This window comes from Cobetia sp. 5-25-4-2, assembly GCF_013374075.1.
Taxonomy (GTDB): domain Bacteria; phylum Pseudomonadota; class Gammaproteobacteria; order Pseudomonadales; family Halomonadaceae; genus Cobetia; species Cobetia marina.
Window position 1 is genome coordinate 149,092 of record NZ_BLWK01000002.1, and the last position, 14,023, is coordinate 163,114.

A 14,023-nucleotide genomic window follows, 5' to 3' on the forward strand; every position below is an offset into this window, starting at 1 on the left:
GATGAAAAACCCGCCGATTGGCGGGTTTTTCATTGCTGGGGGCGAGACATTGTCAGGCGCCCTCAGTCGGCAGCCTTCGCTGTCACCGCGACCGTCATTCCTCGCGCTCGACAGGCAGCGTCGCGAGACTCGCCGCCACCGCCTCTTCCAGCAGGCTGACCAGCAAGGCCTGCACCTCATGCAGCGATTCATCGTCCTGCGCTGCCTGCCACTGCCACTTGAGCGCCAGATAGCGCTCGCTGCGCATCGAGAGCGGCATGCCGATCAGGTCGCCTCCGGCATCCTCGAGTACCTGATGCGCCGACAGGGCATCGATAATGGTGGCAGCACTGCCTGAGCGCGCCAGACGCCCGGCGCTGGCAGGCGTGGCCACCTCCACCAGACTCGCCGGCGTCACGCGCTCTCGCTTGAGAAGTCCACGGACCAGCCGCCCCTGACTGCTGGTTTCCGGCAGCTCCACGAACGGCCGCTCATTGAGGCGTTCCACCGTCAGCGGCTTGTCGAGCAGTGGCCAGCGCGAAGGCCACAGCAATATCAGTGGCAGCTTGAGCGCAGTAGTCTGGCCTGCAGCGTCGCGCTGCTCGTCGGCAGCCTCGACGGGAGGCTGTGCCGCCGTTGTCGTGTCGTCCAGAGAGGACAGCAGATCATCCTGGCGAGTGATACCGACCTCCGACAATGCGGCATCGTCTCCCAGCTCCGGCATGCCTGAGGAGACACCCTGCGCCGCAGGGATGCCGGCGCCCTCCTCGGTGCCCTCCACCAGCACGGTCTCCTCACGGGCCCGGGCGCGCAGACTCTGCTTGAGTTCGCGTGCGCGTGCGGCCGCTGTCCTGGCACGCTTGCCGCCCTGAGGCTCCTCCGGCGCTTCCAGCGTGACGGCCATGTGTATCCGCCCCTCGGCCAGCGCCGCGGCATGTGTCGAGGCTTCCATCACCTCAAGGCTCGGCAGCCAATCACTCAACGACTCGCTGGCCGCGATGCGCTCAAGCCATCCGGTGCTGAAGGCTTCCAGAGACGGCGTCACTGCCAGTACCAGGCGCGGGCGCTTGCCACTGCCCGGCCCGAAGGCCAATCGCCTGAGTTCGGACTGCGCGGTGAACATCCGGGCCAGTGACGGGGTCAGGCGTTCGGCTTCCGGCGTGGGCACCAGGCGGCCACCTTCACGCAGGAACAACGAATAGCCCAGCGTCTGCTCAAGCTGTGCCAAGCCCCGCGAGACCACCGGCACGCTGATGCCCAGCTGCGCCGCGCCACCCTTCATCGATCCGCACTCGATCACCGCCCATAGCATTTCCAGCTGACGCAGCCGTATGCCGGGTTCACGTGTGCCTGTGTCTGACTGCGCCATGATGTTGCTCCTTGAAGGGGTTCGTCCGCGATGCTCCGAGAGTCAGCAGTGGGCGCCGGCTCATTTAGCCTTACGCTAATCATGCTGGCGCCAAATGTCACGCTTCACCTGCCTTCAAGACGTCATGCCCCTGAAACGACACTCCCCCCGCTGATGAGTCAGCGAGGGGAGTGAGGGACAAGGCATCGATGCGCCAGTCATTCGTTCAGACCGGCCACTCGTTCAGGCCGGTCATTCCTTCAGACCGGCAATGGGCGAGCCATCACGAGAGTGCCAGAACGCCTTCTGCTTCAAACAGCACGCCCTTGGGCAGCTCCTTGACGCCGACGGCAGCACGCGCCGGATACGGCTGGCTGAAGTACTGCTCCATCAAGGTGTTGACCACGCCGAAATTGCTGAGATCGGTCAGGAACAGGTTGACCTTGACCAGCTGATCCAGGCTACCGCCTGCCGCTTCACATACCGCCTTGAGATTGCGGAACACCTGATCGGCCTGAGCCTCGAATCCGCCCTCCACCACGTCCATGGTGGCCGGGTCCAGCGGGATCTGGCCGGACAGGAACACCAGGTTGCCGGTACGCACCGCCTGGGAATAGGGACCGATGGCGGCAGGTGCGGCGTCAGTGGAGATGATCTGCTTGGTCATGCGGGCTTCCTTGTATCGAGTGGTGAAAGAGAGGTCTTGAAGCGTATGGGAGACGCGTCACCAGACAGCGTGCTCAGCGGCTCCCTGATGACACGAGACGAGAAACGGGTGCGATCCGGGCCCGCCGACACCGGCAGGCCCTGACGACGGCACATGGCATTCAGGCAGCGTAACGACCGAGGTTCAGCCCGTTCGGGTCGATGCCGGGCGTACGCCCGCCGACCAGGTCCGCCAGCAGGCTGGCGCTGCCACAGCTCATGGTCCAGCCGAGCGTGCCGTGTCCGGTGTTCAGCCACAGGTTGTCATACTTGGTGCCACCGATGATCGGCGTGGAGTCCGGGGTCATCGGACGCAGGCCGGCCCAGAATTCCGCCTTGGCGTAGTCGCCCGCTTCCGGGAAGACATCACGCACCACCATGTTGATGGTCGCACGGCGCTTCTCGAGCAGGGACAGGTCGAAGGACGCAAGCTCCGCCGTACCGCCCACGCGGATGCGATCATCGAAGCGCGTCAGCGCGACCTTGAAGGTCTCATCCATCACCGTGGACTGCGGCGCGGCATCGGCATTGATGATCGGCACGGTCAGGCTGTAGCCCTTGACCGGGTAGATCGGCAGATCCAGATCCAGATCACGTGCCAGGAAGGGCGAGTAGCTGCCCAGGCACATCACATAGCTGTCGGCGCTCATCTCGCCGCGGTCGGTGATCACCTTCTCGATCCGGCTACCAGTACGCTGGATGCGCTGGATCGTGGTATTGAAGGCGAACGTGACGCCCAGGGTGTCACGGCAGTAATCCGCCAGCCGGTTGGTGAACAGATGGCAATCACCGGTCTGATCGTCCGGCAGGTGCAACCCGGCGATGAACTTGCCCGGTACGCGCGCCAGGGCCGGCTCGACGGCGGCGCAGGCCTCGGCATCCAGCAGCTGGTGACGCACGCCACATCCGGCCAGTACCTTCATGTCCTTCTGCACGGCCTCGACCTGGGCCTCGTTGCGGAACAGCTGCAGCAGGCCCTTCTGACGGTCCTCGTAGCGCAGCCCTGTCTCTTCACGCAGCGAATTGATGCACAGACGACTGTATTCCGCGACGCGAACCATGCGCTCCTTGTTCACGGCATAACGGTCCGCATTGCAGTTGGCGAACATCTTGACCATGAACTTGGCCATCTGGGGGTCCATGCGCGGCTGGATCTTGAGAGGCGCGTGCTCCTGGAACATCCACTTGACGGCTTTCTGCGGAATGCCCGGTGCCGCCCAGGGAGAGGAAAAACCGAAGGACACCTGGCCGGCATTGCCGTAGCTGGTTTCCATCGCCGGACTGGCCTGACGATCCACGACCGTGACCTCATGGCCCTGACGCGCCAGATAGTAGGCACTGGTCACGCCGACGACACCGCTTCCGAGCACAAGAATCTTCATGTTGTTCTACTCCGTGACTGCAACCGCGCTCGGCGGTGGAAGAAAGGGGGGTTCCGTGCGCCGCGCACGAAACGTATCGCTTGATCCAGCCCCGAGCAGCAGCGCTGCCTTCAGTGACTTGACCTCAATTACCCCAGTATAAGAGTGAAATCCGTCACGAATATTCTGTTATTGGCCTCCAATACAGATGATTGATAGCTAATTTTGCCAACCTGCCAGCAATTACGCACAAAAAAGCGGCCATTTTTAGAATGGCCGCTTTTGCACTACGTCAAGGATTCGTCCTGGCAGTCTCACCCTCTCGAACACACCCTCATCGGCATCACGCGGTGGCGCTCTCGACAGGCCCTCGGGAGGGCTTGCCCAGCCCGCCGATCGCCTGACGATAGAGACGCCAGGCCACGATACCGGCCAGCAGATTGCCGATGGCCGCCCCGATCGCGACGCCGCGCAGGCCATCGAGCTCAGCGCCCAGCCAGACGGCTGGCAGGAAGCACACGAAGAGACGCAGGAAGGACAGCAGCGTGGCCCGTAGCGGCCAACCCAGCGCATTGGCGGCCGAGACCACCAGCATGCAGATTCCCAGGAAGGCATAGCTTGGCAGCATCCAGGGGATCAGCAGGACCAGCGCCGCGCCGACCTCCTCATTGCCGACCAGCAACCGGGACAAGGGGACGGCGAGGAGCGCTACCACCACGCCCAGCACCAACTGCCAGATGATCACGATCCTGGCGACCAGATTCATCAGTCGGCGCACTTCCTGCCAGCGACCTGCGCCGTAGCACCGCCCCAACCAGGGGGGCAATGACATGGTGAGCGCCAGCACCACGATCAAGGAAAAGGTCTCGAGCCGGCAGGCGATCCCCCAGGCGGCCACCTGGGTCTGTCCCAGCGTCGCCACGATGGCCGTGACCAGCATGGCGGACACGGCCGGCATCATCTGCGAAAGGATGGCCGGTGCCGCGATCCCCGCCAGCTGACGCCAGGAGTCCCGCCATTCCTGAACCAACCCCTGCACCGCGATCCACTCTTCCTGCAACAGCTTGAAGGTCGTCACCATCAGGCCGAACACGAAGGCGATCAGCGTCGCCCAGGCAGCCCCCGCCAATCCGAACCCCGGCACGGGGCCGAGACCGAAGATCAGCAGAGGGTCCAGCGCCAGATTGAGCAGACTGGTCACCAGCATCATCATGCCGGGCAACCGCGTGTTGCCGTGGGCACGAAACAGGCTGTAGAGCACATAGGCCATGGCGCCCACCCAGCTGGCCACCAGCCAGGGGCCCCAGTACTGCTCGATCAGCGAGAGCTCCTGGTCATTGGCGCCCAGCAGATGGAAGGCCGGCGCACGTATCAGCCATAGTCCTACCATCAACAGTGCCAGCAATCCGCCGGAGACCAGCACCACCACACTGCCGAGCCGCCGGGCACGAGCGTCCTCCCCTGCCCCCAGCGTGCGTGACACGATGGCGGCAATGGCGATGCCCATGCCGACCTGGACCCCGATGATCAGGAAGGTCAGCGGGAAGGTGAAGGACTGAGCCGCCAGTGGCGCCGTTCCCAGGCGCGACACGAAGGCGGCATCCACCAGATTGAAGCCCAGCAATCCCATGATGCCGATGGTCATCGGCAGTGTGGAACGCCAGAGACGGGACATCAGCTCGCCGGTACTCGGACAGGATGAAGGCGAGGATGTCGAAGAAGTACGAGTCGAAGACATGCAATCACTCCCAGGATGCCAGGCATCGCTGGTCTGAAGAAGAGAACGAGGGCGCTTGAGCTACGCGACGACAGCGCTTGAACGTTGATTCTAGGGATTCCGCCGTCAGGCAGATACCGCCAGCCAGACATGTCTTTGATGCAGTAACGGCAACACGAAGGCGAGAAAATCCGTTGATGCGTAGTATTAGCGGAAACATTGGCCGTGCTAAGCTTCGCCTGTTGACGATGCTGACCCGCTGGGCGACCGGTCTGTCCCTACCGATTGTCCTGCCATCTGCGGGCGGCGTCCCTGTCTGCTGAAGCGCGCCGCAACCCTGAAGAGCAGGACGGCTGCGTGAGCCTTTTCCTGTTGCATCACGAGAGGTCATACCGTGGATAAAGCATCCCGCTTGTTGCTGTTTCTGGATGTCGTGGAAGCACAGAGCTTCTCCAAGGCAGCCGATCATCGTCAGGTCAACCGCTCGGTGGTTTCCAAGCAGATCAGTCGTCTGGAAGAAGAGTTGCAGATTCGTCTCTTCAACCGCTCGACCCGCTCGCTGGCCCTGACCGATGCCGGCCGCGAGATCCATCAGCATGCCTTGCGGCTGCGCGAAGTGCTGGAAGACACCGATGATGTCGCGGGCGCCTACCAGGACGGGCCACGGGGGGTGCTCAAGATCACCAGCCCCAGCCACTTCGGTCGCACCTACGTGGCTCAGGCGGTGCGCCTCTACATGGAGCGCTATCCGGACACCCAGGTGGAAGTCCGTCTGGAAGACCACCTGACCGACCTGATCGGTGGCGGCTATGATCTCGCCATCCGCATGTCGGAACTGGAAGACTCCAACCTGATCGCGCGTCCCCTGGCCGCGCATCGCCATCTGATCTGCGCATCGCCTGCCTTCATCGAACGTCACGGCATGCCGAAGACCCCCGCGGACCTCTCGGGGCTGCCGGCGGCCGTCTATTCACGGGATGGCTTCATTCTCGACCGCCTGCGGGTGTGCAGTGAAAGTGGCGTCGAGGAAAAGGTGGCGCTGGATTCTCGCCTCAAGGTCAATGATGCCGACGTGCTGATCGGAGCCATCAAGTCCGGTGCCTGCTATGGCATGATCTCCGCCATCAACATCAAGGATGAGGTACTGAATGGCGAGCTGGTCCCGCTGCTTACCGACGTGCCGATGAAGCCGCTGCCATCCATCCATCTGGTCTACCCGCATCGCCAGTATCTTCCCCAGAAGACGCGTCGCTTCAGTGATTGCCTGCAGGAAGTCGTCGGGACTCCGCCGGTGTGGGAGCAGCGCATTCCGGGCTTCGAGAACATGTACGGCTACGGCAAGACCTGCAGCTGAGCGCGTCACTTGCCTGTCTGGCGCCCGCTTCTGCTGCATGAAGCACCGAAGGAAAAACGAAAACGCCCGTCATGCGACTGCATGACGGGCGTTTTCGTTTCCTGTGCCAGACAGGGCTTGCACCCGTCAGCTCAGGCGGCCCCGGGACAGGGGCGAATGCAGGGCTTGTTGCCAAGCCACTGCTTGAGCTCCGGCAGGCGCTTGGGCCGCGCGTAACGGAAGCCCTGCACCAGATGGCAACCCATCTCCACCAGCAGGCGTTCCTGCTCCACCGTCTCGACGCCCTCGGCCAGCACTTCCATGCCGAGGCTATCGGCCAACGAGATGGCATGCGAGACGATGGCGCGGTCACGCGCATCATGATCCAGGCTACGGACGAACTGCTGGTCCACCTTGAGGCGACAGGCGCGTAGATCCCGGACATAGAGCAGCGAGGCAAAGCCGGTCCCGAAGTCATCGATGGCAAGCCTGACACCTCGGTCGATCAGACCGGTCAAGCGCTCGACGACGCGATCCAGATCCGGCACCCGTGAGGACTCGGTGATTTCCAGCTCCAGCCGCTCGGGGGCGAAGTCGTGCAAGGCGAGCGCCTGTGAGACTCGCTCGGGAAAGCCGGGGTCACGAAATTCCTGGGCCGAGACGTTGATCGCCACCGACAGCGGCTTGCCGTCCGGGGTCACCAGATCCCGCGTCGCCTTGAGAGCAGCATCCATGACACGAGCCCCGACGGTACCGATCAAGCCGTACTGCTCCGCCAGCGGAATGAAGCGCCCAGGCCCGATGGTCCCGAGCTCCGGATGGTCCCAGCGCACCAGCACCTCCACGCCGACCGCCTGACCACTGGCCAGATCGAACTGGGGCTGGAAGGCAAGATCGAGCTCTTCGAGATGCTCGCGCAGGTCACTGGTCAGCCGGTAATCGTTGAGGTGACGCATGTGGGCACCGGGCGAGAAGACATGCCAGGCCCCGCAGACATCGATATCGTCCTGCTCGCCATGCAGCATGGCCAGTTCAGCCAGGTGCAGCAGCCGATGCGCGCGACGCGCGTGCTGAGGCGCCAGGCTGATGCCCACCCGCGCGGTGACGGGCAAGGACTTGCCATCCAGGCGCATCAGCGTGACCAGCTGCTCGCACAGCTCGCTGGCCCGCGCGATCAGGGCGACTTCATCGCCGGTGAAGAACAGCGCGAAGGCATTGCCCAGCGGACGACAGACCAGTGCATCGCGGTATTGCAACGACATCGCTTCCGCCACGCGCTCCAGCAGCGGGTCGATACGCTCCGCGCCATGCGCCGAGTTGATGATCTCCAGATGGGTCAGCGAGAGATAGATGATGCCGCCATCGACCGCCTCACCGGACAGCAGCTCGTCCACCTGGGCATTGAAGCGATCACGCGACAGCAGGTTGATCGGCTGCAGTCGACGCAGCGCGATCAGCACCTTGTCGTCCAGTCCGGCAGCGCGCGCTTCGGCCAGACCCGAGAACGGCGCCTTGAGGCGCACGCGGCGCTCACTGACCGGTTCAAGCCGCGGACGCGCCTCACCGAACAGCTCCTTCCAGCCACAGGTATAGGCGACGAGTCGTTCTTCATCGAACACCGCCATTCGCCAGGGAAGATTGGCCTGCTGCACCAGCAGCCAGTGGCCCAGCTCCCCGTCGATCCCCATCATCCACATCCCCGGCTGGCCGCTGAGCCCACAGGGCTCCGGCAGATGCGACAGGGTTCTCGGCAGTTCAGGCTGGTGTTCTGCCTGACGGGCACGGGGTGAGCTCCAGGCGAGCTGGCCGAAGCGGTCGAAGATCCACAGCGGCTCTTCGATGGAGGACAACAACTTGATCAGAATATCGAGAGGCACGCTCACCCCACTGCAGTCACAATGAATAAGGGTCTTGCTATCCCGCCCGCTGACGGTGCAACCGTTACCGCCATCGAGCCCACCTCCGGTCCTTCACATGCCGTGTCTCACTTCAACGGCATGTCCTGCACTTTCACCATTACTGCAATCTTTCGCTAATACACTGAGTCTATGTCAGGGCATGGGGCAGGTACCAAGGCTATTTTCTCGCCCCATCAACGCTTGCGATGTCTCGACGCTTTTCCTGAGCCAATGCGGCATGCGACTCCCGGCCATCCAGAATGTCCTGGTGGCATCAAAGTGTCCTGGTGGCATCAACACCGCGGGAAGAGTAGGATAGGCGCCCGTTTCGCCCGGACCGGATCCCGGGCGCCGAATCCATCGGTCAAAGAAATTCTCCGTCATGACTCTCAACGTCCCGAATTCCGCTGTATCCGCTCCTGCCTCCTCTGCAGAGCGCCCCCGCGCCGTCGTCATCTACTCCGGTGGCATGGACTCCTACACCGTCCTGCACCAGGCGCTGAAGGAAGGCTTCGAGGTACACGCCCTCTCCTTCCATTACGGCCAGCGCCACTCGCGTGAGCTCGACGTCGCACGCCAGGTCTGCGAGTCACTGGGCGTCGCCCACGAAGTCGTCGACATTCGCGCCATCCATGGCCTGATCGACAACTCCGCGCTGACCAACAGTGACCAGGCGATGCCCAAGGCCGACTACGACGAGGACTCCATGACCTCGACCGTGGTGCCCAATCGCAACATGATCCTGCTGTCCCTGGCGATCGCCAAGGCCGTCAATATCGAGGCTGGCGTGTGCTTCTATGGTGCCCACGGCGGGGATCACGTGCTCTACCCGGATTGCCGTCCGGAATTCGTCGAGAAGATGAATGCCGTCGCCGCGATCGCCAACTTCTCGCCGGTGGAGATTCGCGCGCCCTTCCTGCACGCCAGCAAGGACGAGATTCTGGCCGCCGGCATCGCCATGCAGCTCGATTACGCCCAGACCTGGACCTGCTATGAAGGCCGTGAACTGGCCTGTGGGGAATGCGGCAGCTGCCGTGAGCGCCTCGCTGCCTTTGCCGCCCATGGGCTGAGCGATCCGCTCGGGTATGACACGGCCGATTCGGCCAAGGGCGCAGGCACTCTCTGATGTATACGGTAAAGGAAGCGTTCTACACCCTGCAGGGCGAAGGTGCTCGCGCAGGGCGCGCCAGCGTGTTCTGCCGCTTTGCGGGCTGCAATCTGTGGAGTGGTCGTGAGCAGGATCGCGACACCTCGGTCTGTCGCTTCTGCGACACCGATTTCGTCGGCACCAATGGCCAGAATGGCGGCAAGTTCCGCACGGCAAGCGAGCTGGCGGACTTCCTGGCCAGCCTGTGGCCGGAACACACCGGCATCGCCACGCCCTATGTGGTCTTCACCGGCGGTGAGCCACTGTTGCAGCTCGACCGCGAACTGGTGGACGCGATGCACGCCCGCGGCTTCGAGATCGCGGTGGAGACCAACGGCACCGTCGCGCCGCCCGCCGGCATCGACTGGCTATGCGTCAGCCCCAAGGGTGCCAGCGAGCTGGTCCTCACCGGCGGCGATGAGCTCAAGCTCGTCTACCCGCAGCCGGAGGCGCTGCCGGAGCGCTTCGTCAGTCTGGACTTCGCGCACTTCTATCTGCAGCCACTGGATACCGCCGCCCTGGATGCCCTGCCCGCGCCAGCCGCCGCTCGCGAGCATTATCGCGAGGTACTGGCGACGGATACGCCGATGAACCAGTGCGTCAGTTACTGCATGGCCAATCCCCAGTGGCAGCTATCGCTGCAGACTCACAAGATCAGTGGTATCGATTGATGACGGCAATGACTTCCAAGACCCTGTTCGTCAGGGCCCTCACCGCGGTGGATGCCTCGGTGTGGAGCAATACCCGCGGCCTGCATGGCATCAGTCAGCATCTGGACCTGGAGCTGGACGGCGCCGTCGGCCATGACGGCATGCTGTTCGACTTCGGCGACGTCAAGCCGTGGGCCAAGCGCATGATCGACCAGGACGCCGATCACACCTTGATCGTGCCCAGTCAGGCCGACGGCGTGAGCGTCACGGACTGCCCGGAAGGACTGTGTCTGCGCTTCACCCAGCCCTATGCCATGGAAGTGCGCGGCCCGCGCCAGGCCTTCTGCCTGCTGCCGGTGGCCGAGGTCACCACCCTGGTGCTGGCCAACCACTTCGAGAAGCTGCTGACGCGCCGTCTGCCGCCGCGCGTCGAGGCGCTGCGCGTGCGCCTGCGCGATGAGTGCATCGAGGGTGCCGCCTACACCTACAGCCATGGCCTGCGTCATCACAGCGGCAACTGTCAGCGTATCGCGCATGGTCACCGCTCCCCGCTGGTCATCGAACGCAATGGCGTGCGTGACACGGCACTGGAAGCCGAGTGGGCCGAGAAGCTCAATGACCGCTACCTGGCCGAAGAAGGCGATCTGATCGACCGTCCCGGCCGTGAGCTGGTGTTCAGCTATGAGGCACCGCAGGGCAGATTCCGCATTCGCCTGCCGCGCAAGCAGGTCTGGTTGCTGCCGACACCGACCACCATCGAGTGGATCGCCGACTGGCTGGCGCGCCAGATCGCTCTCGACAGCGGTGACAGCATTCGCGTCGAAGCCTATGAAGGGATCAACAAGGGCGCCATCGCGCGGCACACGCCAGAGACCGCCCGCCAGCCGCTGGTGCTGCCTGAGCATGAGGAAATGCCCGCCACATCATGACGCAGACCGCCCACCACTTCGCGGCCACTCCCGCATCCGGCTGCCGCGCCGGCTGCGGGGGGTGCTGCATCGCGCCTTCCATCTCGAGCCCGATTCCCGGCATGCCCAATGGCAAGCCGGCAGGCGTGCGCTGCGTGCAATTGGATGACGAGAATCTGTGCAAGCTGTTCGGAACGCCACAACGACCGGCCGTGTGTGGCAACTTCGACTTCGATATCGAGCTGTGTGGCAATTCAAGCGAAGAGGCCCTGCGCCTGATCGGCGAGTGGGAGCGCCTGACGTGAGAGACGCCCCCTGAGGGATAGATCTCAGCTCACTCGCCGAAGAAATTGAAGGGCCTGGCGGCACCCTCGCTGCGACAGGCCAGCAAGGCGGCATTCAGCTGACGGGAATCCGCCAGCGGCAACGCAGTCGCCATCCCCTCCTGCCCCTGCTGCTCCAGCGGCGCGATCAACTCGAGTCGTGAGTCCTCGCGCCAGCTGGAAGGCGCAAGTTCGGCTCGTCCCTTGGCACGGTTATAGCTGCGCCAGCCTTCCGTCGTGTGAAAGATGCCCTTCACCCGCCAGTCGCGCGGCAGTCCATCCAGCCACCGGGTCAGCTGATCAAGATCGAACACCTCGCCCGCCACGATTCGCCATCCCAGACTGGCATGCTCAAGCCCTTCGGCCTGCTCGATCACCGGTGCGCCGGGCAATGGCATCACGCCTGAGGCTGACGTCTTTTCACTGGTGGAAGTCTCCTGCGCCAGACGCGCCCTATCCCGCGCAGCGCGATGGGCAGCCGGCATGCTGATCTCGGGCTGGTTCTCACGATCTTCGCTGACGTGATGGGCGTCGCTGGCGTGCAAGCCGCCCTGGCGATGGGATTCACGCCCTGCTGGCAGCAGCCAATCGATCAGCGCGACCTCCTGACCGTCCATGCGTGCCTGGGCCGGCTGACTTTCGCCGTCGGCTCTGCCCAGCTCACCCACCCAGCGCTTGCGCGGCCACATCCCTTCCAGAAACTCATGCGCGGCCGCCAGCTGCTCATCAGTCGCCAGATCCCGCTTGCTGAGCACCACGCCCCCCGCCAGCGTCAGCTGGTCCTGGAAGGTGCCGTGTTCACGCGTGCGGGTATCGTCCAGTGCACGCGGGTCCAGCAGGGTGATGACCTCCTCGAGCTCAAGCGCGGAGGCCAGCCCTTCACTGCGCAGTACATCGATCAACCCTGCGGGATGTCCCAGCCCCGAGGGCTCGATGATCAGACGATCAGGACGGGTCTGATGGATCAGGCTGACCAGTCCCGCCTGCAGCACGAAGGCCAGCTGACAGCACAGGCACCCGCCGGGCAGCCCCTTGACACTGACATCCTCGCGTCCGGCAAACAGCGCCTGATCGATCCCCACCTGCCCGAATTCATTGACCAGGATCGCCCAATGCTCATCCGCCGGCTTGGCCGCGACTAGTGCCTGGATGAAGCTGCTCTTGCCGGTTCCCAGAAAGCCGGTGATCAGATGCACCGGTATCCGCGTGTGACGTGCTAAATCCGTCGAGGCGTCGCCGGTATCGGCGCCGCGTGAAGCCAGAGACATGCTGAATTCTCCGCTGGATGAAGGGCATGCAAAAGGTTATAGAGTAACAAAATAAGCCCGCACATGACGCAATCCGGCAATCGTCATGCCGCCGCCAAGGGGACATACGCAAAACCCCTCGCCACCAGGGGTGACGAGGGGTTTCAGGCTTGCCTTGCGCCCTGACTGACGTGCGTGATCAGGCAGCGCGGGTCAGGATACGACGCGCCACGTCCGGCGTGATGTCACCGTGCTCGCCGATGGCAGTGAAGCCATGACGTGCCAGGTTGTCGACCAGCTGGTCGATGCTGTCGGCACCGATGCCGGCTTCGCTCAACGATACCGGCGCGCCCATGCGGGTGAAGAATTCACGCGTCTTGTCGATGGCAGCGCGGGCGACGCTTTCGTCATCACCGTCCAGCCCCCAGACACGACGACCATACTGCGCCAGCTTGGCACGCTTGGCCTCGAACATTTCTTCCCACAGTGCCGGCATCACGATGGTCAGGGTGCGGCCATGATCGACACCGTGCAGTGCGGTGATCTCGTGACCGATCATGTGCGTGGCCCAGTCCTGCGGCACACCACGCCCGATCAGCCCGTTGAGGCCCAGGTTGGCGGCCCACATGATGTTGGCGCGCACGGCCAGGTCATCCGGCTGGCTCAGTACCTTGGGGCCTTCCTCGATCAAGGTCAGCAACAGACCCTCGGAGAAGCGATCCTGGACCGGCGCGTTGACCGGGTAGGTCAAATACTGCTCGCTGACGTGCACGAAGGCATCGACGACACCGTTGACGCTCTGGCGCTCCGGCAGGGTCAGGGTGGTGGCCGGGTCCAGCACCGCGAAGCGCGGGTAGGCCAGTTCGCTGAACATCGGCAGCTTGTCGTGGGTCTCGTAATTGGTGACCACGGCATTGCCGTTGGACTCGGAGCCAGTGGCCGGCAGGGTCAGCACCACGCCCAGCGGCAATGCCGTCTCGGGATGCTTGCCTTCGGCGAGAATCTCCCACGGATCACCGGCGTGACAGGCGGCCAGCGCGAGGAACTTGCTGCCATCGGCGACGCTGCCTCCCCCGACTGCCAGCAGATAATCGACCTTCTCGCGCTTGATGACCTCCAGCGCTTCCAGCAGGGTGTGATAGCTCGGATTCGGCTCGATGCCGCCGAAGCTCCACCACTGATGGCCCTCCAGTGCCGCTTCCACCTGATCCATCACGCCGTTCTTCTTGATGGAGCCACCCCCATAGGTGACCAGCACGCGGGCATCGGCGGGAATCTCGTCACGCACCTTGGCGATCTGGCCGGCACCAAAGTGCACGCGGGTCGGGTTCTGATAGGTAAAGTCCTGCATGATGCTCTCCTCGCAGAGTCAGGGGCGGCAAGGCGGCAATGCAGAACGCCGCCATG

Annotated in this window: 12 protein-coding genes; 5 read left to right on the top strand and 7 right to left on the bottom strand. The window is 63.7% G+C overall.

The features are described 5' to 3' along the window. Positions 1–94: 94 nt before the first annotated feature. The 4 genes from HXS65_RS05525 to HXS65_RS05540 form a co-directional block, all read right to left on the bottom strand. Positions 95–1,348, bottom strand: a complete 1,254-nt coding sequence (locus HXS65_RS05525) for a LysR family transcriptional regulator (RefSeq protein ID WP_176493418.1) — start codon at positions 1,346–1,348, stop codon at positions 95–97. Between the two features lie 262 nt (positions 1,349–1,610). After that, positions 1,611–1,994 carry a RidA family protein gene (locus HXS65_RS05530; RefSeq protein ID WP_077374712.1) on the bottom strand — a complete coding sequence of 128 codons (384 nt, stop codon included), beginning with the start codon at positions 1,992–1,994 and terminating at the stop codon, positions 1,611–1,613. Positions 1,995–2,154: 160 nt separating this feature from the next. After that, positions 2,155–3,414, bottom strand: coding sequence for a D-amino acid dehydrogenase (locus HXS65_RS05535; RefSeq protein WP_136938700.1), 1,260 nt, complete (start codon positions 3,412–3,414; stop codon positions 2,155–2,157). 322 nt (positions 3,415–3,736) lie between these two features. Further along, positions 3,737–5,068 (bottom strand): MATE family efflux transporter, encoded by a 1,332-nt coding sequence (locus HXS65_RS05540; RefSeq protein WP_176493419.1) that lies wholly within the window; start codon positions 5,066–5,068, stop codon positions 3,737–3,739. A 436-nt stretch (positions 5,069–5,504) separates the two neighbouring features. Here HXS65_RS05540 and HXS65_RS05545 point away from each other — a divergent pair, with 436 nt between their 5' ends. Further along, positions 5,505–6,464 (top strand): LysR family transcriptional regulator, encoded by a 960-nt coding sequence (locus tag HXS65_RS05545; protein WP_077374722.1) that lies wholly within the window; start codon positions 5,505–5,507, stop codon positions 6,462–6,464. 131 nt (positions 6,465–6,595) lie between these two features. On the opposite strand, the gene HXS65_RS05550 is transcribed toward HXS65_RS05545, so the two are convergent. After that, positions 6,596–8,320, bottom strand: a complete 1,725-nt coding sequence (locus tag HXS65_RS05550; RefSeq protein ID WP_136938702.1) for a bifunctional diguanylate cyclase/phosphodiesterase — start codon at positions 8,318–8,320, stop codon at positions 6,596–6,598. 403 nt (positions 8,321–8,723) lie between these two features. On the opposite strand from HXS65_RS05550, the gene queC reads away from it, so the two are divergent. The 4 genes from queC to HXS65_RS05570 are packed head-to-tail and all read left to right on the top strand — an operon-like array spanning position 8,724 to position 11,351. Continuing rightward, entirely contained in the window at positions 8,724–9,467 is a 744-nt protein-coding gene (queC, locus tag HXS65_RS05555; protein ID WP_077374729.1) for a 7-cyano-7-deazaguanine synthase QueC, read from the top strand. After that, positions 9,467–10,159 (top strand): 7-carboxy-7-deazaguanine synthase, encoded by a 693-nt coding sequence (queE, locus tag HXS65_RS05560; protein ID WP_141392331.1) that lies wholly within the window; start codon positions 9,467–9,469, stop codon positions 10,157–10,159. The genes queC and queE overlap by 1 nt, the downstream gene beginning before the upstream one ends. An 8-nt stretch (positions 10,160–10,167) precedes the next feature. Continuing rightward, positions 10,168–11,067 carry a 6-carboxytetrahydropterin synthase gene (locus tag HXS65_RS05565; protein WP_176493420.1) on the top strand — a complete coding sequence of 300 codons (900 nt, stop codon included), beginning with the start codon at positions 10,168–10,170 and terminating at the stop codon, positions 11,065–11,067. Continuing rightward, positions 11,064–11,351: a YkgJ family cysteine cluster protein gene (locus HXS65_RS05570; protein WP_084208108.1), complete on the top strand. Its 288-nt coding sequence runs from the start codon at positions 11,064–11,066 to the stop codon at positions 11,349–11,351. Before HXS65_RS05565 ends, HXS65_RS05570 begins: the two co-directional genes overlap by 4 nt. Before the next feature lie 29 nt (positions 11,352–11,380). On the opposite strand, the gene HXS65_RS05575 is transcribed toward HXS65_RS05570, so the two are convergent. After that, a complete protein-coding gene (locus HXS65_RS05575; RefSeq protein WP_176493421.1) occupies positions 11,381–12,637 on the bottom strand; it encodes a GTP-binding protein in 1,257 nt (418 codons plus the stop codon). A 178-nt stretch (positions 12,638–12,815) separates the two neighbouring features. Then, positions 12,816–13,967 carry an iron-containing alcohol dehydrogenase gene (locus HXS65_RS05580; RefSeq protein WP_084208106.1) on the bottom strand — a complete coding sequence of 384 codons (1,152 nt, stop codon included), beginning with the start codon at positions 13,965–13,967 and terminating at the stop codon, positions 12,816–12,818. Positions 13,968–14,023 lie beyond the last annotated feature (56 nt).